The organism is Thermoplasmata archaeon (assembly GCA_038851035.1).
Taxonomy (GTDB): Archaea; Thermoplasmatota; DTKX01; order VGTL01; family VGTL01; genus JAWCLH01.
This window is the reverse complement of record JAWCLH010000003.1, coordinates 81964-103022: the sequence shown is the minus strand read 5'-3', so window position 1 is coordinate 103022 and position 21059 is coordinate 81964. Positions and strand designations below refer to the sequence as shown.

Annotated in this window: 24 protein-coding genes and 1 tRNA gene; 8 read left to right on the top strand and 17 right to left on the bottom strand. The window is 60.2% G+C overall.

Annotation, left to right across the window (positions count from 1 at the left end; all coding sequences use genetic code 11):
- The first annotated feature begins 10 nt into the window (after positions 1–10).
- Both QW379_01730 and QW379_01725 read left to right on the top strand, forming a co-directional pair.
- Positions 11–1366, top strand: a complete 1356-nt coding sequence (locus tag QW379_01730) for a saccharopine dehydrogenase C-terminal domain-containing protein (protein MEM2869130.1) — start codon at positions 11–13, stop codon at positions 1364–1366.
- A 39-nt stretch (positions 1367–1405) separates the two neighbouring features.
- Positions 1406–2737 (top strand): acetyl ornithine aminotransferase family protein, encoded by a 1332-nt coding sequence (locus QW379_01725; protein MEM2869129.1) that lies wholly within the window; start codon positions 1406–1408, stop codon positions 2735–2737.
- 98 nt (positions 2738–2835) lie between these two features.
- Here the strand turns inward: QW379_01725 and QW379_01720 are convergent, their stop codons facing one another.
- A complete protein-coding gene (locus QW379_01720) occupies positions 2836–3036 on the bottom strand; it encodes a DUF6485 family protein (GenBank protein MEM2869128.1) in 201 nt (66 codons plus the stop codon).
- A gap of 198 nt (positions 3037–3234) precedes the next feature.
- Between QW379_01720 and QW379_01715 the strand changes: the two genes are divergently transcribed.
- Positions 3235–3309: transfer RNA gene (locus QW379_01715), tRNA-Glu, on the top strand.
- A gap of 182 nt (positions 3310–3491) precedes the next feature.
- On the opposite strand, the gene QW379_01710 is transcribed toward QW379_01715, so the two are convergent.
- The 3 genes from QW379_01710 to QW379_01700 all read right to left on the bottom strand — a co-directional run bounded on the left by QW379_01710 (position 3492) and on the right by QW379_01700 (position 5671).
- The gene (locus tag QW379_01710) at positions 3492–3920 is read right to left on the bottom strand and encodes a PCI domain-containing protein (GenBank protein MEM2869127.1); all 429 of its coding nucleotides are present in this window, start codon (positions 3918–3920) and stop codon (positions 3492–3494) included.
- 97 nt (positions 3921–4017) lie between these two features.
- Positions 4018–5118, bottom strand: a complete 1101-nt coding sequence (locus QW379_01705) for a hypothetical protein (GenBank protein ID MEM2869126.1) — start codon at positions 5116–5118, stop codon at positions 4018–4020.
- A 91-nt stretch (positions 5119–5209) separates the two neighbouring features.
- On the bottom strand, positions 5210–5671 hold the full coding sequence (locus QW379_01700; protein ID MEM2869125.1) for a hypothetical protein: 462 nt from the start codon (positions 5669–5671) through the stop codon (positions 5210–5212).
- A gap of 133 nt (positions 5672–5804) precedes the next feature.
- On the opposite strand from QW379_01700, the gene QW379_01695 reads away from it, so the two are divergent.
- Positions 5805–7007 (top strand): saccharopine dehydrogenase C-terminal domain-containing protein, encoded by a 1203-nt coding sequence (locus QW379_01695; protein ID MEM2869124.1) that lies wholly within the window; start codon positions 5805–5807, stop codon positions 7005–7007.
- Positions 7008–7079: 72 nt separating this feature from the next.
- Here QW379_01695 and QW379_01690 read toward each other — a convergent pair whose 3' ends face one another.
- Positions 7080–7448, bottom strand: a complete 369-nt coding sequence (locus QW379_01690; GenBank protein MEM2869123.1) for a hypothetical protein — start codon at positions 7446–7448, stop codon at positions 7080–7082.
- 106 nt (positions 7449–7554) lie between these two features.
- Between QW379_01690 and QW379_01685 the strand changes: the two genes are divergently transcribed.
- The 4 genes from QW379_01685 to QW379_01670 all read left to right on the top strand — a co-directional run bounded on the left by QW379_01685 (position 7555) and on the right by QW379_01670 (position 10057).
- A complete protein-coding gene (locus QW379_01685; protein MEM2869122.1) occupies positions 7555–7833 on the top strand; it encodes a hypothetical protein in 279 nt (92 codons plus the stop codon).
- On the top strand, positions 7766–8293 hold the full coding sequence (locus QW379_01680; GenBank protein MEM2869121.1) for a GIY-YIG nuclease family protein: 528 nt from the start codon (positions 7766–7768) through the stop codon (positions 8291–8293). The genes QW379_01685 and QW379_01680 overlap by 68 nt, the downstream gene beginning before the upstream one ends.
- The gene (locus QW379_01675) at positions 8293–9126 is read left to right on the top strand and encodes a DNA-3-methyladenine glycosylase 2 (protein ID MEM2869120.1); all 834 of its coding nucleotides are present in this window, start codon (positions 8293–8295) and stop codon (positions 9124–9126) included. The genes QW379_01680 and QW379_01675 overlap by 1 nt, the downstream gene beginning before the upstream one ends.
- A 577-nt stretch (positions 9127–9703) precedes the next feature.
- Complete coding sequence (locus tag QW379_01670) at positions 9704–10057, top strand: hypothetical protein (protein ID MEM2869119.1); 354 nt, start codon at positions 9704–9706, stop codon at positions 10055–10057.
- A gap of 211 nt (positions 10058–10268) precedes the next feature.
- On the opposite strand, the gene rpl12p is transcribed toward QW379_01670, so the two are convergent.
- From rpl12p to QW379_01610, 12 genes are all read right to left on the bottom strand, one after another.
- Positions 10269–10577 carry a 50S ribosomal protein P1 gene (gene rpl12p / locus QW379_01665; GenBank protein MEM2869118.1) on the bottom strand — a complete coding sequence of 103 codons (309 nt, stop codon included), beginning with the start codon at positions 10575–10577 and terminating at the stop codon, positions 10269–10271.
- 68 nt (positions 10578–10645) lie between these two features.
- Positions 10646–11506 carry a 50S ribosomal protein L10 gene (locus QW379_01660; protein MEM2869117.1) on the bottom strand — a complete coding sequence of 287 codons (861 nt, stop codon included), beginning with the start codon at positions 11504–11506 and terminating at the stop codon, positions 10646–10648.
- 10 nt (positions 11507–11516) lie between these two features.
- Positions 11517–12155: a 50S ribosomal protein L1 gene (locus QW379_01655; protein ID MEM2869116.1), complete on the bottom strand. Its 639-nt coding sequence runs from the start codon at positions 12153–12155 to the stop codon at positions 11517–11519.
- Between the two features lie 135 nt (positions 12156–12290).
- A complete protein-coding gene (locus QW379_01650) occupies positions 12291–12767 on the bottom strand; it encodes a 50S ribosomal protein L11 (GenBank protein ID MEM2869115.1) in 477 nt (158 codons plus the stop codon).
- Positions 12768–12804: 37 nt separating this feature from the next.
- Positions 12805–13347 (bottom strand): transcription elongation factor Spt5, encoded by a 543-nt coding sequence (locus QW379_01645; protein MEM2869114.1) that lies wholly within the window; start codon positions 13345–13347, stop codon positions 12805–12807.
- Positions 13348–13369: 22 nt separating this feature from the next.
- Positions 13370–13609, bottom strand: coding sequence for a protein translocase SEC61 complex subunit gamma (locus QW379_01640; GenBank protein MEM2869113.1), 240 nt, complete (start codon positions 13607–13609; stop codon positions 13370–13372).
- A 3-nt stretch (positions 13610–13612) separates the two neighbouring features.
- On the bottom strand, positions 13613–14740 hold the full coding sequence (ftsZ, locus tag QW379_01635; protein ID MEM2869112.1) for a cell division protein FtsZ: 1128 nt from the start codon (positions 14738–14740) through the stop codon (positions 13613–13615).
- Between the two features lie 135 nt (positions 14741–14875).
- A complete protein-coding gene (ftsZ, locus tag QW379_01630) occupies positions 14876–15985 on the bottom strand; it encodes a cell division protein FtsZ (GenBank protein MEM2869111.1) in 1110 nt (369 codons plus the stop codon).
- A 104-nt stretch (positions 15986–16089) separates the two neighbouring features.
- Positions 16090–17697, bottom strand: coding sequence for a PAS domain S-box protein (locus QW379_01625; GenBank protein ID MEM2869110.1), 1608 nt, complete (start codon positions 17695–17697; stop codon positions 16090–16092).
- A 73-nt stretch (positions 17698–17770) separates the two neighbouring features.
- A complete protein-coding gene (locus tag QW379_01620; GenBank protein MEM2869109.1) occupies positions 17771–18013 on the bottom strand; it encodes a hypothetical protein in 243 nt (80 codons plus the stop codon).
- Positions 18001–20472 (bottom strand): hypothetical protein, encoded by a 2472-nt coding sequence (locus QW379_01615; protein MEM2869108.1) that lies wholly within the window; start codon positions 20470–20472, stop codon positions 18001–18003. The genes QW379_01620 and QW379_01615 overlap by 13 nt, the downstream gene beginning before the upstream one ends.
- Positions 20473–20814: 342 nt before the next feature.
- Positions 20815–21039, bottom strand: a complete 225-nt coding sequence (locus tag QW379_01610; GenBank protein ID MEM2869107.1) for a hypothetical protein — start codon at positions 21037–21039, stop codon at positions 20815–20817.
- Between the last annotated feature and the right edge of the window lie 20 nt (positions 21040–21059).

The window sequence follows — 21059 nt, the reverse complement described above, 5'->3', positions numbered from 1 at the left end:
AGGCATGACAATGGGCGGCGTGCTTGTTCTAGGCGCGGGAATGATATCGAGGCCTATGGTCAGTTACCTTCTGGACCATACGAAGTACCCCGTGGTCGTCGCTAGCAGAACAATCAGCAAGGTCCGGAGAATTCTCGGTGGCCACCCGCGAGGTGAGGCAAAGGAGGTTGATGCCACAAAGGCTGATGTCCTCGAGCCGCTGGTCAGAGACGCGGAGCTTGTCGTCAGTCTACTTCCTTATGTACACCATCCAATGGTGGCCCGTATATGTCTGAAGCATGGGAAGCACCTAGTCACCACATCTTATGTGAGCCCTGCAATGAGGGCCCTAGATCCAGATTTTAAGAGCGCTGGCCTCATCAGCCTCAACGAAATCGGTCTCGACCCCGGCATAGACCACATGTCGGCAATGAGGGTGATTGACAGCGTAAAGAGGGAGGGAGGGGAGATAGAGGCATTCAGCTCATACTGTGGCGCCCTGCCCGCCCCCGAGGCCGCCCTCAACCCCTTCGGCTACAAATTCTCCTGGAGCCCGAGGGGCGTCCTCCTCGCCTCCCGCAACGCCGCCCGCTTCCTCAAGGATGGGAAAGTGGTCGATATTCCCGGAAACGAGCTCTTTGAAAACTACACCTTCAAGGAAGTCCCGGGGGTCGGCTGGTTCGAGGAGTACCCCAACCGCGACTCCATTCCCTATCTTGACACCTACGGCATCCGGAGCGCGAGGACAATGTACAGGGCCACCCTCCGGAACATCGGCTGGTGCGAGACGATGAGAAAGATCGCGGAGCTTGGCCTGCTGGACGACACAGAGAGGGGCGGCCTCGAGAACCTCACCTGGGCCGGATTGATGGCCGAAAAGCTGGGCTGCGGCTCCGGCGACATAAAGTCCGCCCTAGCCAGAAGACTTAAAGTCCCTGTTGGCTCCACCGTCATTAAGCGGCTTGAGTGGCTGGGCCTGCTTGCCGATGAGAGAGTACCTGCGGAAAAAAGCGTTCTGGACGCCCTCACAGCGCTGATGCTCCGGAAGCTCAGCTACGGCGATCGCGAGAGGGACATGGTCGTGCTCCACCATGAGTTTGTGGCGAGGATGGGAGACGGCGCGACGAGGTACCTGACCTCCACACTCGTGGACTTCGGCGTACCGGGCGGAGACACGGCCGTGGCGCGGACCGTGAGCTATCCTGCGGCGATAGCCGTCCGGCTGATTCTGGAGGGAAAGATTACTGCCCGCGGGGTTCAGGTGCCCGTGATACCAGAAATATACGAGCCCGTTCTGAAGGAGCTGGAGGGGCTGGGAATTAAGACCGTCGAGAGGAGCGGGGCCTCGGGAATGGAATTCCGGGACGAGTCCAATCGCACAAAGTAATTATACGCGGTCTCCATCACTCACAGGAGGTCGAGCGGGATGGAGCAGAGGCCTTTCGTAAGGGGAAAGCTGCCGGGACAGCGGGGAAAGGAGATAGTTGCTAAGGATAGTGAGTTGCTGGCCACATCCACAAAGGCTGCGCCCGTAGTGGCGGCGCGGGGTAGGGGGATTTATATTGAGGACGTTGATGGAAACGTTTTCATGGACTTCACCTGCGGCGCGGGCGTGACAAACACCGGCCACTGCCACCCGACGGTCGTCGAGGCGATTCAGAGGCAGGCCGCAGAGCTGCTGCACTTCGCCGGCACAGACTTCTACTACGACGTTCAGGTTAGGCTAGCCGAGAGGCTCGTGGGGATAACGCCTGGGAAATTCCCGAAGAGGGTCTTCTTCACCAACAGCGGGGCCGAGTCTGTCGAGGCCGCCGTCAAGCTGGCGCGGTGGACGACCCGCAGGCCCCTTTTCATCGGCTTCATAGGCGCGTTTCATGGCAGAACGATGGGCGCTCTCTCGTTTACCGCAAGCAAGCTCGTTCACCGGGCGAGGTACTTTCCGACCATGCCCGGCGTCACCCACCTTCCCTACGCTTACTGCTACAGATGCCCATATAAGCTGGAGTATCCGGGCTGCGACCTCTGGTGCGCGAAGATACTGGAAGAACTCTACTTCCAGACCCTCGTGCCGCCAGACGAGGTCGCGGCGATCGTGGTCGAGCCGATTCAGGGCGAGGGGGGCTATATGGTCCCTCCCGATGACTTCTTCCCGGCGCTGAAGAGAGTCGCTGAAAAGCACGGGGTCCTTTTCATTGACGACGAGGTCCAGGCGGGCTTCGGGAGGACTGGGAAGTGGTTCTGCGCGGAGCACTACAGCGTCGCCCCCGACATCATCGCGATGGCGAAGGGCATGGGCTCCGGGTTCCCAATCGGGGCGATAGTCTTCAGGAGGGAGCTGGACTGGAGCGTCAAGGGCGCCCACTCTAATACCTATGGGGGCAACCCCGTTGGCTGTGCAGCCTCGCTGGCGACAATCGAGGTGATCGAGAAAGAGAGGCTCTTGGAGAACGCGGCTAGAGTCGGGGCGCATCTTCACAAGAGGCTCCTCGAGCTTCAGGAGAGGCACGAATGCATCGGTGATGTCAGGGGGAAGGGGCTGATGCAGGCGACGGAGTTTGTGAAGAGCAGAAAGACGAAGGAGCCCGCGCCGGAGCTGCGCGACAGGATAGAGCTCGAGGCGCTCAAGAAGGGCCTGATTCTGCTGGGCTGCGGCCGGAGCACGATAAGGTACATTCCGCCTCTGATAGTAACCGAAGAGCAGATAGAAACGGCCGTTGATATTCTTGACGGAGCAATTAAAAGGGCGGTCAGGGCATAGAGGAGCCGGAGCGTCCTGGAGAATGGCTGAATGCCCAGGCGGGTGATCTTGGTGACGGCGCAGGGAACTCCCTAATTCTTCGAGCCTCTGCCCTTACCTCATCTGCTGTAGGCCCGGACAAAGGCCTCGATGCTGCGGTCGTAGGTCTTTTCAATGTCCTTTGGGAAGAGGCAACCGGGGAGCTCCCCGTGGGCGCGATGGTGGGCTATGCACTCGCAGCACAGCCCCTTCCTCGAGCAGGTCGGGTAGGTGCAGGTACATTTCTGGAGGTTTCTCTCCTGGGTGCAGGTTCTGGGCATCGGCGTCACCGGGCGTTGATTGGCCTACGCGGTGATAACATTTGCCTATTATCAAGGGGCTTTGCTCCCAGGACCCCTTCGTGGGGGGCTGGTGCGTCCCCGGGGTGGTGGTGGGAAAGGCTAAATACCCGCGTGTTCCGTTCGCTGAACGGTTGCGCGGGGCCTGAAGGTGTCGATGCCCGCAGGCGCCGCCTCAATGCTCCCGTAGTGTAGTCCGGTCAATCATGCCAGCCTTTCGAGCTGGTCACCCGGGTTCAAATCCCGGCGGGAGCATCAGACTTTATATTGAGCGCACAGAAAGTCTGATGCGAGGAAGAGCCACTTCCGCGGCAGAGAAGCGGCTCTTCTGAAGCCACAGGATACGGGAGCGTATGTGAGCCGTATCCTGTGTTTGCACATGGATGCGATTTGGAGGGTTGAATTGCGAACCCTGAAGCGCACTCATTAGCTGAGACTCACCTGTTGCTGTCGGCGGTGAGCGGACTCCCACAGTAGGGGCACTTCCCCGTCTCGCCCTTCATGAGCATCTGTTCAACCGGTCCACCGCACCGGGGGCAGCTGATGAGAACCCTCCCATCCATTCCTGGGGGGTTGAAGAATTCGTCCGAGGCCCTGTCGATATAGCCCGTGAGCAGCCGCAGCCTCACGCACCTGATTATGCGCCTCTCGGTCTCGTACTCGCTGAGCTTCATCTTCGAGGCTAGGGCAGGTATTTTTATTCTCCGGTAGGCCTTGAAATAGGCCGCGAACTTCTTGAAGTCGCTCACTTCACGCTTGGCTTTCAGGCCAATGTGCAGGAGCAGAATTCCAAGTATCAGCGCGAGTGGCAGACAGACTCCGAAAGCCTCGTAGCCGAAGTGGGCGGTTTCCTGGTTTCTCATCATGTCCCAAGCGAACGCCGCCAGCCCCAGTCCGAAGGCGATGGACAGGATGCCTAGCCACTTGCAGGTGGCTTCTCGGATGTTGAAAAGGAAGCCAGTCTCAGCTCACCTCCGGGAAATATATCAGCCCGCTGCAGTAGGGACACTTCTCGCTCCCGCCCCTTATTACCTGAATGTTTATGTTCGGGCTGTGGCAAATAGGGCAGACCCTCACCGACCTCACGTCCTCCGGCCGTAGGCTGACTACAAACTCGCTCTCGTCGGGGGTGAGGTAGCCATCGACAAGCTCGAAATCAAGACGAAGGACCAGGCTCCGACCCAGAGAGGAGTCGCTGATATATATTGCGGCTGCGAGAGCTATAAGACCCAGAATGAAAAGTGAAAAACCGACGGCCTTCATTGTTCCCGATTTCATCGAAAAGAGAAGGAACCTGACCCTTCTTTTCCGTCTGGGCATCACAGGTGGAGCGGGTGGTGCGCCCGCGGGATAGGATAGAACGGTCCCTCCCCCCGTGCCCGGTATCGGAAGGGCCGAAGGCTGCGAGGGCGGGACTGCGCGCGCACCGGGAGCCTTGCCCGCATACTCCGACGGAGGACCGGGGGGCGCTGCCCGATACTGGGCCGGTGCTCCCCGTGGAGGAGCGTAAATCAATGGCACATGAACTCCGTGCTGGGGAGGCGAAACGAAGTTTGGCCTTGGCTCGGAGTTGCAGTAAGGGCATTTCGCCGGTTCCCTCTTTGAGACCCACGCCGAGATTATGGCGCCGCAGGACCCGCACCTCGGGACGAACTCCATGCTCTCCAGGCTCGCGTCTGTAAAAAACTCCCTCGTAACGCGGTCGAGATTTCCAGCGACCTTGTTCTCTGATATGGCGGCGACTATGCGCTCCTCGGCCTTGGCCTCTGTCCATTTGAACTCAAAGGCCACCCCGGAAACACTGGCGCGGCCCTTTTTCGCCAGATAGAGACCGAGCCGCTCCAGCTCCATTCGCTCCTTCGCGAGCCGGACCGCGAAATGGAAGAAAATTATAGCGGGTAGAAGGCCGGAGAAGGCGCAAACCCCGAGAACATAACCAGCGCTGGCCGTATCACCCTGCACCAGATACATCGCTCCGGAGACAAGCCCCAGGCAGAAGAGCAGAAGGAATACAACGCCCAGGACGATGTGAGCGCTCTCTCCGAGACCAGGTATTTTTCTCAAGGGTGGAGGCAACCCCGAAAAGCTGTATCCACGGTCAGCAGATAAGGATTCTGTCCTCCCCAAAAGGTATGTTGCGTTTTCAGAATTCGCCTCAAAGCGCTTTTAATTCAGCCGGGGCTCCGTCCCAGGTCCTCAATTGCCCATTCAAATCCTCCTTTAGTTCAGAGAGCGCCTTTTCCAGTATATCAATAAGAACCTCCCTCTCTGTGGGGTGGTCCGGGTAGTCCGTGCTCCAGCCCCGCCAGTGGGGCCTCTTGTGCGCCACCTTATGCTTCACTCCCTCCATAAACGTCTCATAAGTGTCCGCATCCAGCTTCCGCACCCTCTGGTGCGCCATTATGAACCAGTGGAACTGCGTTCCGGGCGGGGCGCCGGAGCCCTCCGGGGCGCCCGTCGCCCTTCTCTTTATTGATGAAAACGTGAACTCCCACCTGTCGGGGGCGACCTTGCGCTCCTTCCACAGGCCGTTGGGGTATTCCCATACGTGTCTCCCCCCGACGGGCATGCCGGTGTAAACGCGGTCCCCGTGCCGCTTCAGGTCGTCGTAGACCACGGGAATTGAGGAGGGGGCAGCGGTCTATCAATCTTCCGGGGTGGTCTGTGAAAGTGCTCGTGGGTTTCGGGTGGAGGATGGGAGAGTGAAAGTTGGATATATCCGGAATGAAATCTGTGGAGGGCGATAAAGGATGCGCGCTCTCGTGCTCGGCGCCGGAATGATGGGCAGGGCAATCGCCTACGACCTCTGCAGGTCGGAGGAAGTCGAAGAGGTGACTCTCGGGGATATCTCGCTGAAAGTAGCTCGCGAGGCCGCGCGCTGGTGCCGGAGCAGGAGGGTGAGGCCCATCAGGGTAGACGTAAGCAAGGAGAGGGATGTCCGGGTGTTGATGAGACACAACTTCGACGTTGCTGTCGGGGCGGTCTCCTACCGGTTCAACCACGCGCTCGCAAGGGCGGCCATATGGGCGGGGGTGAATTTCTGCGACCTCGGCGGCAACAATGAGGTCGTGAGGAGGGAGCTCGGGCTGCACGAGCGGGCAAGAGAGGCCGGTGTGAGTATTATTCCCGACTGTGGCCTCGCGCCCGGCCTCGCAACAATCCTCGCCGCGCACGCCGTTAAGAGACTGGGGGGGAGCGCCGACGAGGTTCGAATTCGCGTGGGTGGCCTGCCCCTCCACCCGAGGCCTCCCCTGAACTACAAGCTCGTCTTCTCGCCAGAGGGGCTGACCAATGAGTATCTTGAGAGAGCGGTCGCGATTCGGGAAGGAAGAATCGTGGAGCTCGAGTCCCTGACTGAACTCGAGGATATCGAGTTCCCGGAGCCTTTCGGGAGGCTGGAGGCCTTCGCGACCTCCGGAGGCGCCTCGACCCTCCCCTGGACCATGCTCGGGAGAGTGCGAAATCTGGACTACAAGACCATCCGCTACCCGGGCCATTGCGCAATGATGAGAGCTATATTCTCCATCGGCCTAGGCTCGACGCTGCCCGTGAGGGTCGGGGAGTCGAAGTTCGTACCCAGAGAGCTGCTCCACGAGCTCCTCCGGAGAAGCCTTGGAGATGGGGGAAGGGACGTGGTTCTCCTGAGGGTGACCGCTGGAAAAGGCTCCATTCGACTGACATATCAGATGGTGGATGAGGGGATGCCGGGGAGAGGAATCAGCGCGATGATGAAGACCACGGCCTTCCCCGCTTCTGTGGTCGCCTGGATGCTCGGCACCGGCCGAATCAAGAAAAAGGGAGCCGTGCCTCAGGAGCTCTGTGTACCAGCTGGTGATTTTTTTAGGATGGTCCGGGAGAGACGCATCGTGATCTCCGAGGCGCGCGGGAGGGCAGCCAAATCCGACCCTATTAGTAATGGACGAGGTAGCGGGTGTGGTATTTTCCCCTACTAGTCACTGGGGGATGAGGCGATTTTTCTGCAGAATGTACGGCAAAGTGAGTTCTTTATCTAGCGGTCTGCGAGTTCATTCCTCCTCTTCTTCCTCCACACCTTCTGTACTCCACCCAGAGATATGGTTCTTTATTCTGGTCAGATTCCCCTCCCCGCCGGTTAGAATATACTCCTTTTCCCGGTATCGCAGGACTAAAGCCTTATCGCTCGACAGATAATACAGCGCGAGAAGAACTACCCCGAGGCCGAAAACGGGAATAAGGATGGCGCCCATCGCCAGAATCGCCCTGCCGTACCGGTACCTTTTGCACCATTTCATTGATGGAGGAGAGGACCTCGGCATCTCAACTCGCCTCTCGCCCTTTCTGATCACCACCCGGTCCTCCGCCAGAATGGCCGAGAAGCCCTCCTCGCCATCAACAGCAATTCCTCGGATTCTCATCGCTATCCGCCTCCGGGTGGTTATTGCGAAAGCCGCTGCTATCCTGTGAGTAAATTGCAATATTGATTTAATAAGGTTCCCAGCTGATTTAAGTATCCCGAGAGCAATGGACGGGATGATTCCCATGGAACCAAGGAACGATACGGATGTGCCTGACGCGTGGTCCCGCAGCCCCGTTGCCCTCTGCCCCCGCTGCCATACCCCTATGGAGAAGTTCGACGGTGCCGATGTGAAGGAGAGGAACTACAGGGGTCTGCTCTGTCCCAAATGCCATTGGTTCAAGGGCACCCGCTCCCTTGGTTATGGCATGAGGCGCGTTGGACCGAAGTCGGACGGAAGGTACGACGAGCCCTTCGAAGGGAGAATTCGACCCAGACGGAGGTGAGTGTACGAGGGGTTGCTACATCCTCCTCATCCGTGTCCCGCGGCCCCTCAGGGTGCGAGTGGGGGCACTCGGGAAAATTAGTTTCGCCCTCGGGAGCTACGCTTACGTTGGCTCGGCCATGGGCGGCCTCAGCGCGCGCCTCTCCCGTCACTTCACAAAAAGGAGGAACAAGCGGTGGCACATAGACTATCTTCTGGAGAGTGCGAAGCTCGATGGCGCGACGATCTTTCCATCCACGGATAGGCTCGAGTGCGCGCTGGCAGAGGCGGTCTCCTTCATTCCCGGCGTGGTGGGCGTTAAGGGCTTCGGGAGCAGCGACTGTGGCTGCCCGGCCCACCTTTTCTTTCTCAGAAACACATCCATAGGAGAGTTTCTGAGCGCAATATACGGCGTTGGTTCCGGCCAACTGCCCTACATCCTCGGAACAACTCTAGGCGCCGATTCGGGAGATTCGAGCTGATGTTCATACCCTTCGAAGGGCCTCTCAACCTATCGCACACGCTTGGGTGCGGCCAAGCATTCAGGTGGAGGCAAGAGGGGGACTGGTACCTCGGCACCGTGGGGGGCTTTGCCCTGAAGGTCCGGGTCAAGGGGAGGACTCTTGAGGCTCGCTCGAATTCCCCGCTGTCGCCTGGCCAGCTCAGCTCCTATTTCCGCCTCGAAGACGACCTCGACGAGATCTACGACAGCATCGCCGTGGACGACCATATTCGTGTTGCAATACGGAGGTACCGGGGTTTGAGGCTCCTGCGCCAGCAGCCATGGGAGTGCTTGGCTTCATATATCATCTCCATAGCCTCGAACATCCCGAGGATATCCGCGACAATTGAGAGAATATCGGAGAGATATGGGAACAGACTCCAGCTTGAGGCATGGGAGACGCACTCCTTCCCATCTCCCGGTGCCCTTGCTCGCGCGGGGCCTCGAGCTCTAAGGAGACTGGGGCTGGGCTTCCGGGCGCGCTATCTCTGCTCCGCGGCGAAGGCTGTCCAAAACGGCCAGCTGGATTTTGACGAGCTCAGCAAGCTATCCTCAGGGAAAGCTAGGGAGGAGCTGATGGCCCTCGCGGGTGTCGGGCCCAAGGTCGCCGACTGTGTCCTCCTTTTTTCTCTGGGCAGGCTCGAGGTCTTCCCCGTGGACAGGTGGGTAAGAAGGGCGGTCGAGCGGCTTTTTTTCAACGGGAAAGAGCTCACAGAGAATAATGTTAGAGAATGGGGCATGAATCGCTACGGTCCCTTCGCGGGCTACGCCCAGCAGTACCTCTTTCACTATATAAGACATCTGGGGCTCTGAGCCCCGGTTCCCTCCCGTGAGCACCATCCCAACCAGCCAAACCCACGCCCCATTCAGTGAGCGCTTTCGCCCGCCTTGGCAGCTTCATCATGCTTCGTCGGGCAACTTGAGCCTCCCCACCCCGAGCAATTCTCGCAACTTCTGTTTCCCTACCTGCCCCTAACCCCGCTCTCCCCCCCCCCATCCCCAACTTTCACCCACCCCCCCTCCGCGGGTATATAAAGAAGCGGTTCCAATTTACATTCCAGAATGAAAGAGGCAGAGGGGATGCCTGAGGACGAGGACTGCAGCTGGGAGGAAGTATACAGCAGCTACGGCTGCGACACCCATTACGACTGAACAGAATTCTCGTAAAAGCGGCGGGCCGCGGGCACCCACCCTCCCGCAAATGGCTCTCGGTCATCCCCCGGGAGGGGCTCCCAGACCGCTCGTCAGGCCCGCTGCTTTTTATTTGGCCGCCTTTTTGCGTCCGCTTTTGAGCCCCATTTGGCCTCGTCCTGTTCTCAATTTAACTCCGTTTAAGCTATCATTTAAATTATTAATACTCAAAGCGGCATCAGGTATCTGGGTGCTGTAGATGAATAATGAGGAGAAGAATATTGCTCCCCTTATAAAATCAGCCCTTTCCGATGTCATCGGAGCAGAGGATCTCCTGCTCGAAGCGACCAGGGATCTTGTCAGGGATGAAATCAAGAGAGTTATCCGAGCCAAACTCGAGGAGAATCCCGCACTGAGGGACGAAATCAAAGAGGCAATATCGATGTACCTTGAGGCCCGGGGCCGCCAGGTCTTCGCCGCGCTCAAGCTCGGGGTGGCCGGGGCCAGACTGGGGCTCGAGCTCCTCCCCCCAGCATTGAAAAAGGACGTTTCCAAGGAGCTCATGGCAATGTTTGAGAAGGAGCTACGGGAGATTCTAGCTAGAGGACTTTAAAAAGTCAGTGAGGGAGCTGCTAGGGAGGGTCTTGGACTTTCCACCGCTCCGGGGGGTTCCGGCGTTCGGCTCGAGGCGCTCGCGGAACCTGTGGCATGGCGACCGGGGGATGTGCCCGGGCCCTCCGGTCCGAACCACGCGGTGCTGACGCCTCGGGAGCCCGAACCGCTCCATTTTTTCCCAAGTGCCTGAGGGAGGGGACTAAGAGAATTCAGCCGAAGAGGGCGCTGAGGCCTGCCGCGGCCTCCTCCTCCGTTACTGTCTTCTCCTCCTTCTTCTCCTTCTTCTCCTCCTTCTTCTCCTCTTTTTTCGCTTCGGGGGCCGGCGCCGCCACCACTGGTGCCGCGGCCGCCGTCGCTATCGCCTTGGCGATATCAACTCCCTGGAGGGCTGCGACAAGCGCCTTGGCGCGGGTGGCGTCCACGGCCACGCCCGCGGCCTTCAGCACATTGCTCAGACTCTCCTCGGTTATGGGCTTTCCTGCGGAGTGCAGGAGGAGCGCACCGTACACATACTCCATCTCTCACATCCTCCTTTTTAGTCCACGGTCCTTCCCATTATTTATTGTGATCATAATTCTGGAATACCTCACAGTCCTATTGTTGCCGAAAGCGCGGCCGCCCGTGCATGGGCAGCACCGAGCAGGAGCTCGATTGTGTCTCTGTTGGCGACGCCGGCCTCTAGTGCGAGCGATAGGGCCTCCAGTCTGGCCCTCCGAATGAGGGGCTGGATGGTAGCAGCGGTCGGATATGCGGCGAAGACCGCCAAATTGAAAGCATAGAGGGCCGCGGCGGCCAACTCTGCGGCCGTCTTCTGCTCGTCTATTGCCAGCATGCTCGCCGGATAGACCGTGCCCGCTTCCCAAGCGAGTCGCAGGTCGAGACCGACGGTCAGAGGGAGTATCTCGAGCTTGGTCAGCATCGGGGCGAGCTCTCGTGGTATCTTCTCACCCTTTTTCACGAGAAGCTTGTCTTTCTTTATGACCACCTTGCCACCCTCGATGCCCGCCGGTATCCCCGCCTTCTGGAGTTCCCCGACGATGGGGCCCGGCTTAAAAGAGGTCTCGCCTGCCGGGACTATGATGTCCTCCGGGGCGGTCTCCCCTCCCCTAGCCGGCGACCTCTGTTTGGTCGCTTCTAGCTCCTTATACATGAGGAACGGGCTGAGGCCCGTGGCAACAAGTGCGGTCTGGCCGCTAACCCCCTCCGAGAGCCCCCCGATGCCTGGCTTGAGCTGTTCGCCTTCCCTGAATGCTATCTCGAAGAGGTTGTTCTTGGAAACCAGAATCTCCGCCTTTCCCCTCAGCCGCCTCCGGATGGCTTGGAGCTGGGGGCCGGGGACGCCGGCGACGCTGGCAACTCCTATGACTGGGTATCTCTGGATTAGCTCCGAGATTCGCCTCACTGTCTCCTTCTTCTGCGGAGCCACATGAGCTTCCCTCTTCGCCATTCCCCTCACCTCACATTATCCTGACCGCGGGCCCCATTGTGGTCTTCACGAAGACCGACTGGATGTTTCCCTCCCCCCTTTCCAGCTTCGAGGTCACCCTCTTCAGAACCGCCTCGATATTGTCGGCCAGGTCCTCGGGGGACATTTCGCGTGTGCCCACCGTGGCGTGGAAGGTCCTGCGGTCCTTGCTCCTCACCCTTACCGAGTTCCGGGCGGCGTTTATTATTGGAACAGGGTCGGCTTGGGGTGGTATGGGCCGGGGCATCTTTCCCCGGGGAGCGAGAATTCTGCCGAGCTTCTTGCCTATGGACGGCATCAGGGGAGCTTCGGCGATGAAGTAGTTGTAAGTGGAGGCGAGCTTTCTGCTCTCCCGCTTGTTTTCGGCTAGCTTTTCCATCTCCTCGGGCGTCAGCACACGGTCTGCCACGCTCTTCGCCCTGAATGCCAGCTCTCCAGTTCCGAAGACTGCGACCTTCACGGGCTTCCCGCGGCCCTTTGGGAGCGGTATCTCCTCATCTATTCTGTTCTTCGGCAGGGAGAGGTCGACGTCTTTGAGGTTGATACTTATCTCCACGCTCTCCAGGAACTTCCTCGGCTTGCCTGCCTGGAGAGCCTTCCGGACCGCTTCAACTATCTTTTCCTCAGCCATCTCATCACCCCTGTAGTGCCATTTGAAGACCTTGGTCGAGGGGTCTCCCTCTCCTACAGGGCCGTTACTTGGACTTCCGGTGGGGGGGCACAGAGCGGTGGAGGTATATCAAAGTTTCTGACTGGCCACGGGCCGTCAGCCAGAGAGGAGCCGGTCGTGCTTCCCCTCGTCGATCTCCTTCTGGACCTCTCGCGGGTCCCTGCCCTCCACCGTGACGCCCATCGAGACGCAGGTACCCACGACCTCCTTGACCGCCTTCTTGAGATCCCTGCCGAGCATCGACTCCTCCTTCATTTTCGCGATCTTCTTCGCTTGCTCGAGGCTGAGGTTTCCGACCTTACTCGCCTTCGGGTTTCCCGACCCCTTCTCGAGCCCGAGCTCCTTCATTATCAGGGCGGAGGTTGGCGGGGAGCCCACCTCAATGGTGAAGCTCCTGTCCTTTTCAACAATCACTTTCACGGGAACCTTCATGCCCGTGAAGGCTTTCGTCTTCTCGTTTATCTTCGCGACCACTTGGACGACATTCACCCCCAAAGGCCCCAGCACTGGGCCTAGGGGGGGGCCCGGGGTGGCCTTTCCGCCCTCCACCAGAACCTCGATTTTCTCAGCCATCCGATGCACCTTCCGTGAGCGCGAGCGGTAAGCGGCGCTACTTCTCCTCCTCCTCTTTCTCTATCACACGAACGCAGTCGCCCTTGACCGTGACCGGAATCGATATCAGGGCCTCGAACAGCTCGACGGTTATCTCCTCCTTGGCCTCGTCTATCTGCTGGACCCGCGCCTTCTCGCCCTTGAAAGGTCCGCTGACGAGCTCGACGATGTCGCCCTCGACAATACCCGAGACTAGAGGCTTTGGCGTGAGAAAGTGAGATATCTCCCCCATTATCGTGCTGCCCTCGACCATTCCCCTTACCCTTGGAATTCCCTTAACGAGGTTCTTGAACTCGTCCTTGTCCAAGGTCTCGACTAAGAGGTACCCGCGTAGATTGGAGGGGGAGAGAATCGAGAACACCTTCGCTCCCCTCCGCTTCACCCGCCCCGCTATGGCGTCGGCCACGATCTTCTCATGCCCTATTGAGGTCTTCACAACGACTATCTGGGGCTTCGAGGGAGCCTCCTCCTCCTGCCCGTGCCCGACGCCCTTCTCCACCGCCTCCCTTTGAGAGTCCGTCCCCTTTATACCCTCTTCCAACCCGCTCACCCCGCGATTCCGCTCAAATCCCCAGAGCGCTGCGGAAGATACCGGGACCGTAATTCCATATCAGGTATATGAGAAAACCTAGGCCGCCGATCAGCACGCAGCCGGCGCTGGTTATCTGAAGGGTTTTCTTGTACTCCTCCGGCTCGGGCTTCTTGGCCATCTTGAGCACCCGGCCATACTTCCCCTTCCCGAACTGCTTGAGCTTTTCGTCGAATCGGTTCTGAATTCTCCAAGAGCGCTCTATGATATCCATTTCCTATCTCCTTACGAAATCTATTCCGTGCAGCTGTGAGTAGACCGGCCGGGAGGTTGGCCCCAGTATCTGCCGGCTCTTCACTCCTGTGACCACTATCATCACTCTCAAAGTGCGCTCGAGCGCGGGGTCTACCGCCGCCCCCCAGATGATTCTGGCTCCGGGATTGATGCGGTTGTGGACCTCCTCAACCACCCTGCCCGCCTCGGCTATCGTCATGTCCGGGCCGCCCGTGACGTTTACTAGGGCCCCGTTGGCGTCTGATATGTCCACCTCGAGCAGGGGCGAGTTGAGGGCCTCGTTCACCGCCTCGAGGGCCCTGTTGTCCTCGGAGGCCTCCCCGAGACCAATCATCGCCACCCCCCCGCCCTTCATTATCGTCTTAAGGTCGCTGAAGTCCAGATTCACGAGGCCGGGCTTGGTGATTATCTCCGATATTCCGATTATCGAGCGCATCAGGACCTCGTCCGCGACCTTGAAGGCTGCGTTGAGCGAGAGCCGGGGGACGAGCTCCAGAAGCTTGTCGTTGGGTATCACTATGACTGTGTCGGCGTTCCTCCTAAGCTGCTCGAGGCCCCACTCGGCATTTTCCATCCTCACGATGCCCTCCGCCTTGAACGGCAGGGTGACGACGCCGATGGTCAGTGCCCCCAGATCCTTGGCGATTTTAGCTACCACAGAGACAGACCCCGTGCCTGTGCCCCCGCCCAGGCCGCAGGTGATGAAGCATATGTCTGCCCCGTTCAGGGCCGCTTTGAGCTCCTCCTCCGACTCCCTCGCCGCCTCCTCGCCGACATGGGGTATCGCGCCGGCGCCCAAGCCCCTGGTTGTCCTCCTTCCCAAGAGAATCTTCCGGGGGGCATGAATCGCCAGAAGGTGCTGGGCGTCTGTGTTGGCGGCAAATAACTCCACCCCCGGAATTCCAGCCTCAACGATTCTATTTATCGTATTGCAGCCCCCGCCCCCGCAACCGATTATTTTTATCCGGGTCTTAAGACCCTGGAGCACCTTCTCCAGCTCCTCGTCGTCCGCCCCGGCGGGCCCGGGCTGGGGCGGCGGGGTGCCGGTGGGGGCCAGGCTCGGCCGCTCGCTCGCGGGCCTGGAGAGCATGTCTCGGACGATTGACTTCATTTCGGTCCCTTCCCTCCCGCGGGCCAGCCGCGCTGGGATAGACCGGACTAATCTATCTCTGAGGCGCGCCCTGCCGGCGGGCTCGCTGGGTCCTAACGGGGTTTATATTTTAATACGTTTCGGTTTGTCCCTGACCTACCTGAGGAACTCGAGCCCCTTCTCCGCCCGGTGCGATATCTCCGAAAGCTGGTACCGGCTCTTCACGCCGGTCACGACAAGAAGCACCTTCATGCCGTGCTCGAGGCTGGGGTCCACGGAGCAGCCCCAGATGATTCTTGCCATCGGGTTGATTCTGCTCCCGACGATTTCGGCCATCTTCTCCGCCTCTGCCACGGTCATGTCCGGGCCCCCGGTCACGCTGATCAGCGCTCCCGTGGCCTCCGATATGTCCACATCGAGGAGCGGTGAGTTCAGGGCCTCCTGGATGGCGTCGTTGGCCTTCTCGTCGCCCTCGCCCTCGCCCATACCTATCATCGCCACCCCGCCGCCCTTCATTATGGTCTTCAGGTCGCTGAAGTCCAGGTTGACCAGCCCGGGCTTAGTTACGACCTCGGTTATTCCCTTTATCGCGAGCATCAGCACCTCGTCTGCGACCTTGAAGGCCTGGTCTAGGGGGAGCCGGGGGACGAGCTGAAGCAGCTTGTCGTTGGGAACCACGATCACTGTGTCAGCGACCTTCTCAAGCCTCTCAAGTCCCTCGAGCGCATTCTGCATCCTCATCGCGCCCTCGGCGTGGAAGGGCATCGTCACGACCCCGATTACCAGCGCGCCGGCGTCCTTCGCCATCTTCGCAATGACGGGCGCAGCACCCGTTCCAGTTCCACCGCCCATGCCGCAGGTGATGAATGCGATGTCGGTGTTCGCCATCACGGGCTTTATCTCCTCCTCGGCCTCCCTCGCAGCCTCCTCCCCGACTTGCGGTATCGCGCCTGCGCCGAGGCCCCTCGTCAACCTCTTGCCCAGCAAAAATTTCCTCTGGGCGTGGACCGTCAGGAGGTGCTTGGCGTCGGTGTTGAGCGCAAAGAGCTCCGCCCCGAGCACTCCCGCTTCGACGAGCCGGTTTATCGTGTTCGAGCCGCCGCCCCCGCAGCCGAAGACCTTGATCCTGACCTTCATCCCCTGAAGAATCTCCTCGAGCTCTCGGTCGTCGGCGCCAGGCTCCGCCGGGGCGGACGGCTGGGCCAGCGCCAGCGGCATTCCCTCGGCTCCCCGTCGGGAGAGCGCGTCCGTGATTATCGACTTCACGCCAGCAGCCTCCAGTTGCTTTCGCTTCTCTGTAATGCTTAGAGAAGATTAATATTTATCTCTCAACCCTCGGCCCCGGCCAGAGACACGCACGAGCCTCGCTCTCACCTTTTTCCGCGGAGCTGTCTGAACTCGAACCTGCAGCACTTCCCGCCGCCGGCGATTGTGCTCTTCACGCCCACAGCCCCGCCCGGGCAGGCCCATGAGAAGCTCCGTGAGACCATCGTCCTGCACAAGATGCAGAACACGGGGTTGTTCTTCGAGTATTCTATCCAGGGGCAGCTGTGGAACTCCAGATGGCCAGAGCCGGCCTCTGAACCCGAGCTGACAGTGAGGCCGAAGCTCCTGAAGAGCTCCGCACACCAGTGAACGTATTTGTCCATGGTAACTGCGCGTCCATTTCTCTTCGCGGCCCCGCTTTCTGACGCCTCACCCTCCGCCTCCATTTCTTTTTCGTATCTGGGCCTGAAGTAGGCCTCGAAGCGCTCGGCGAAGGTCTTGAGAAGATCCATCCGGATCTCCTGGTAGGGTCCGGGCACAATCAGAGGGAGGGCGCTGACCACGAGGCCGTAGAGCTCGGACCTCTCCCTCTCCCTCCTGAGCCTTTCGACCTCCTTTCTCTCGCTGATGTCCCTAAACGAAGAAACGAAGAGACGTCTGCCTTCGTATGGAATCTCCCGCCCTACGACCTCAACGGGCAGGGGCTCGCCGCCCTTCCTGAGCAGAAGGAACTCGTGGGGCCAGCTGAGGCCTTGGGAAAAGCACTCCCTCGCTAGAGCCCTCTGCTCCTGTGATATCAGTTCGCAGAGATCGGTCCCGACGAGCTCGGCCGGCTCCCTCCCGACCATCTCTGCGAACCTGAGGTTGCAGTCGATAATTCCCTCCGGGCCGTGAATCACTATTCCCTCAAAAGCTGCCCCGGCAAGCCTTCGGAACCTCTCCTCGCTCTCCCTAAGCGTCTGCTCCGATATTTTTCTTTCAGTTATTGGAACGACGAGCTCCAGAACGGCCTCGATCCCGCCGCCCTCGCCTCTGATCGGAGAGGCCATTATCTGGTTCCATCGTACCTCACCATCCCTCTCTACGCTCTTCTGTTCCTTGACGACCGCATCCCTTCCGGTGAGGAAGACCTCCATAACAGCGCACTTTGGGCACAGGGCCCGCCCGCGGCCATGCGCGAGAGGGCATATAGTCCCCTCTATTTCTCCATAGCGCCTTTTTAGCACGCTGTTGGCCCAGATTACCCGTGATTTTTTTGATATTAAAGCGAGACCCGCACCGAGGAGCTGGGTGACCCTCTCGACAACCTCCAATTCCCTTTTTTTCCTCCTTTCCTCCTCCATCTGGAGAGTTATGTCCAGCTGGGTGCCGATATAGCCCTGGACTCTTCCCTCCCTGCCCCGGAGCGGGACCGCCTGCTCCAACACCCACACCTCCTTCCCCATCCGGCTCCGGAGCCTGTGCCGGCTCTTCCATATAGCGCCCCTCTTCACGGCAGCGTACCAGTCTCTGACCGTCGTAGCCCTATCTTCCGGATGCAACCCCTCTTCCCAGCCCCTGCCCCTCGCCGCCTCCATCGAGATTCCAGTTATCTCGGACCAGCGAAGGTTAACATACGTGTAGAGGCCCTCGGAGTCCGCCGCGAACACCCCGACCGGGAGGATGGAGAGCAGGGTCCGGATGTCCGCCTCGCCCCATTCCCGCTCACTCATCGTCTTTCCAACCTCCTCTTTCCATACCGGTTACCGGTGGCTTCTAAAGTTCCGCAATGGGCCTCCGTACCTTTCATTCTTCTTCCTCCGCACTCGCCCCGACCTTGCGCAAAGGAATCAAAAAAATCGCGATTCCGACCCCGCAGGAGACAAGGCCACCAATGACCACTGAGAGCTGGAGTGGCCCAATGGCCCCAGTCCCGAGGCCGCGACCCCAGAACGAGTCCCAGAGGAGACCTAGCGTGAACCCTGCAAGGCCGAGGGCCGACAGTGCAAGGGCCGTCCAGAAGAGCGTCCGCGCACTCAGCCAGACCATTCCCTCAACGCCCCCTCAACGGAGAACGCCACGGTCACCGCTCCATCATTCCTTTTTTCTCCCCTTCGGACGCGCGCGTTCCTCCGTCTCGCTCCTCTGGCTCCTGCGAATATGCCGATGACTCCTGCTATAGGCAGGAGAAGCTCACCGAACTCAGGGGCGTGAAGGGGCTCATCGCCCGAACCCTCTGGCGACCCAAGGCCCGGCCCGGCCCCCGGCGGGTCGCCGGCGCCGGCTCCCCTCCCCCATCCCCCGCCGCTAAGGCTGTACTCGATTTCCGTCCCGGCATCCCGGCTCTGGCCCCAGCCGGTCATGTAATAGAACAGGGAGACCACTCCCACTGGGCTCTCGATGGTTTCCAATGCCACGGCTAGCTCGATTCCGGTCCCGCCCGCCGCGGCGGGGAGCTCCGTCCCCCTGCCCCAGCTCCACTGGCTCCGGTCCGCCCCACCCGTGAAGGGCATAACGAGGTGGGATGTTATTTTCCCACCCCGACCAGTTATTTTGACCAGATAATCCGCTCCCGGCGGAGCCCCCTCGCCTGCGTAGCCTGTCTCAGAGAGACCATCGATGTCGAGGAACACAAAGAGGGCGTCCTCTCCCGTCAGCTCGGGGAGGGGCGCGGGCACGCCGCCACCGCCCCCGCCTCCTGGCTGTGGCCTCTGCTTCGTCTCCGGCACCCACGCGCCCGCCATTATCTCTCCGTCAACAGCGGCGTAGAGAAAGAGTGAGGCTGAGTCGTTGGTCACCCTGAAGTCCCTGAGGTCCACGGAAGGGTTGGTCGCGTCGCCGATGGGGTCTGGGTGGCCCGGGATGCCCTCCCAGTCCTGAAACGCTCCATCAATGATGATTCGACCGGGCTGCGCCTGCTCTCCGATTTGCGTCAGATTCCCCCCGCGGCCCTCCACCATCACGGTGTCCGCGCTGGAGATGATGCTCTGCGGCCCTTCGAGCGAGAGCCCGACCGCCCGACCCCTCTCCGCCTCAAAGGCTATCCAGGCCACCACTGTGAGGTTCATCGACTCGCCGCGCCTGAGCTCCAAGGGGCTCCCAGGGGCGAGCAGCGCCGACCCATTTGCAATTGGGGCCGATGCCCCGGGCACCTCCGCACCAGAGGCGGTCATCAGCGAGAGCCGGCTGATGTCGCGCGCCCCTGTTCCCTCGTTCACGGACACCCGTAGCGATGAGACCCTCACGGAGCCCCCTTGAGCCCTGAGCTCCACCCTGAGCAGAGGCACACCCGCCTTGCCAGGAGGGACGGAGACGGGACCGACGCGGGCCCAGACCGCCGTAAGCGCGGCCCGCCCCGTCCCGACGACCGGCCCGATGTCCTCCCCGCCCCCGCTGTGCCGCGCTAGGGTCTGGACGTTCGGCCCGGAGCCAGGTCGGAGCCCGAGGTCCGAGAGAGCGACTTGGGCCTCGAGTTCGGCCCCGGAGGCGGCCGCTCTTGCGGAACCGACGGGGGTCCTCGAGTTCCAGTCGCTAATGGACCGCCCCGCCCCCCCGAACCTGTAAAGCCCGCAGGCCGAGACGCGTCCATCGTATCCGTCCACGACGAGAACATACTCCGCCCCGACGCTTGGCGCGGGATATCCCGTGGCTGGGTTCCTGTCCGTGTCGAAAAAGAAGCAGAACATGTCCACACCGCCGTCCCTTCCAGCCAGGACCCTCCCCCCAACTCGTACATAGAGCGAGACCGATGAGTCCTCCACGGCCAGCGCGAGTTGTGTGATGTCGATGTCAGCATTCCGCTGGTCGCCGGCCTCGTCGTGGTACTTGAGGAAGGGGGTCCAGTCCGAGAACCCGCCGTCGACCCTTACTCCTCTCTCGGTCGAGAGGAGGGCGTAATATGAGACGGTGATGAGAACCAAGGCAACGATGATGGCCAGTGCGGCTAAGGGCCCCTTCTTAGTGAGCCTGCGGGGCGGGGCCTCGACCACTCCTGTATCGCTCCCGTTAGTGATTCCCTTGTCATTGACGATGCCTCGGCCGTTGATTGCGCCCCTTTTTCCACCGTTTATTAAACCCGTTTTGGCGCCGTTGACTAGGCCGTTGCCGTTGACTATGCTCCGACCGTTGGTCAGGGCCCTCCTGTTCAGAAGCCCATTGCTCCGGCCCCTCTCACCCCTCCTGTCGCCCGGAATCTCAACCGGTCCTTCAGCCCCACCCAAGGGTGTTCCGGGGGAGCCGGCACCTGTCTCCATCGCCCCCTCGCTCTTCCTAAAGGCCTCCTCACCCTTCGCCTGCTCGACCTCTGCAATGTCCTCTTCCACCTCCACGGCCTCCGCTTCCTCCATCTCAATCTCCTGAATTCTCTCAGGAGGGGGCACGGGCCTCAGGACGCTCTCCTGTTCCCCCGGACACCCATCAGTGGTCGCATCCTCTTCTCCTCCGGCTCTCCCCTCCAGCCCATCTTCCTCCCTATCACCCAATTTCTCCTCGCCTCTCTCTCCGACCATGCGACCACCACACTCGGCATTGCCCGTTTCGACATTGCAGATCGCCCAACGTCGACTAGATATATTTACTGGCCATTGCTATGATTAACAGCCGATATATATTGATTTTGTGAGTTCGCGAAACACATTGCGCGGTTGAGCCATATTCTACTCGACCGTGGCCCGGGGCACCAGCCTGGAAAATTATCCAGCACCGATAGTAAATTCGAAGTGACATGGCCAAGTGACCTGGCATTGCCCGCCGCTTCGCACCCTTTACATACGACGCAACTTAACCGTGGAAGGAGGAAAGCCTCACGACTGCCGCTCCCTCTCCAAGAGGACCGCCGCCCGTCTATGCGCCTAGCCATCTCCGGAACTTTTCTGCCCCTCTTCCCTTCGCTCCCTGTTTGCTATAAGAAGGAACTCCTGCCCCGCCGGCACGAGCTCCTCCACCCTTGCAATAATCACGCCGTTGCAGTTCACAATCGAGACCTCTTCGAAGCCGCCGGGGCAGAAGCGCTGGTGGAGGCCCTTTATGACACCGATCCTCCGGCCCTCTGCATCTCTCACGGGACGACCCAGCATATTTACAGGTGTGGGCTCCA

Excerpts from the sequence above, each read along its gene's own strand:
- ftsZ (MEM2869112.1), bottom strand. The coding sequence starts at position 14,740 with ATGAAGTCAATCGTCCGAGACATGCTCTCCAGGCCCGCGAGCGAGCGG.
- QW379_01695 (MEM2869124.1), top strand. The coding sequence starts at position 5,805 with ATGCGCGCTCTCGTGCTCGGCGCCGGAATGATGGGCAGGGCAATCGCC.
- QW379_01675 (MEM2869120.1), top strand. The coding sequence starts at position 8,293 with ATGTTCATACCCTTCGAAGGGCCTCTCAACCTATCGCACACGCTTGGG.
- QW379_01725 (MEM2869129.1), top strand. The coding sequence starts at position 1,406 with ATGGAGCAGAGGCCTTTCGTAAGGGGAAAGCTGCCGGGACAGCGGGGA.
- QW379_01655 (MEM2869116.1), bottom strand. The coding sequence starts at position 12,155 with ATGGCTGAGGAAAAGATAGTTGAAGCGGTCCGGAAGGCTCTCCAGGCA.
- QW379_01625 (MEM2869110.1), bottom strand. The coding sequence starts at position 17,697 with ATGAGTGAGCGGGAATGGGGCGAGGCGGACATCCGGACCCTGCTCTCC.
- QW379_01730 (MEM2869130.1), top strand. The coding sequence starts at position 11 with ATGGGCGGCGTGCTTGTTCTAGGCGCGGGAATGATATCGAGGCCTATG.
- rpl12p (MEM2869118.1), bottom strand. The coding sequence starts at position 10,577 with ATGGAGTATGTGTACGGTGCGCTCCTCCTGCACTCCGCAGGAAAGCCC.
- QW379_01690 (MEM2869123.1), bottom strand. The coding sequence starts at position 7,448 with ATGAGAATCCGAGGAATTGCTGTTGATGGCGAGGAGGGCTTCTCGGCC.
- QW379_01720 (MEM2869128.1), bottom strand. The coding sequence starts at position 3,036 with ATGCCCAGAACCTGCACCCAGGAGAGAAACCTCCAGAAATGTACCTGC.
- QW379_01685 (MEM2869122.1), top strand. The coding sequence starts at position 7,555 with ATGGACGGGATGATTCCCATGGAACCAAGGAACGATACGGATGTGCCT.
- QW379_01610 (MEM2869107.1), bottom strand. The coding sequence starts at position 21,039 with ATGCTGGGTCGTCCCGTGAGAGATGCAGAGGGCCGGAGGATCGGTGTC.
- QW379_01620 (MEM2869109.1), bottom strand. The coding sequence starts at position 18,013 with ATGGTCTGGCTGAGTGCGCGGACGCTCTTCTGGACGGCCCTTGCACTG.
- QW379_01615 (MEM2869108.1), bottom strand. The coding sequence starts at position 20,472 with ATGGTCGGAGAGAGAGGCGAGGAGAAATTGGGTGATAGGGAGGAAGAT.
- QW379_01640 (MEM2869113.1), bottom strand. The coding sequence starts at position 13,609 with ATGGATATCATAGAGCGCTCTTGGAGAATTCAGAACCGATTCGACGAA.
- QW379_01650 (MEM2869115.1), bottom strand. The coding sequence starts at position 12,767 with ATGGCTGAGAAAATCGAGGTTCTGGTGGAGGGCGGAAAGGCCACCCCG.
- QW379_01670 (MEM2869119.1), top strand. The coding sequence starts at position 9,704 with ATGAATAATGAGGAGAAGAATATTGCTCCCCTTATAAAATCAGCCCTT.
- QW379_01710 (MEM2869127.1), bottom strand. The coding sequence starts at position 3,920 with ATGATGAGAAACCAGGAAACCGCCCACTTCGGCTACGAGGCTTTCGGA.
- QW379_01660 (MEM2869117.1), bottom strand. The coding sequence starts at position 11,506 with ATGGCGAAGAGGGAAGCTCATGTGGCTCCGCAGAAGAAGGAGACAGTG.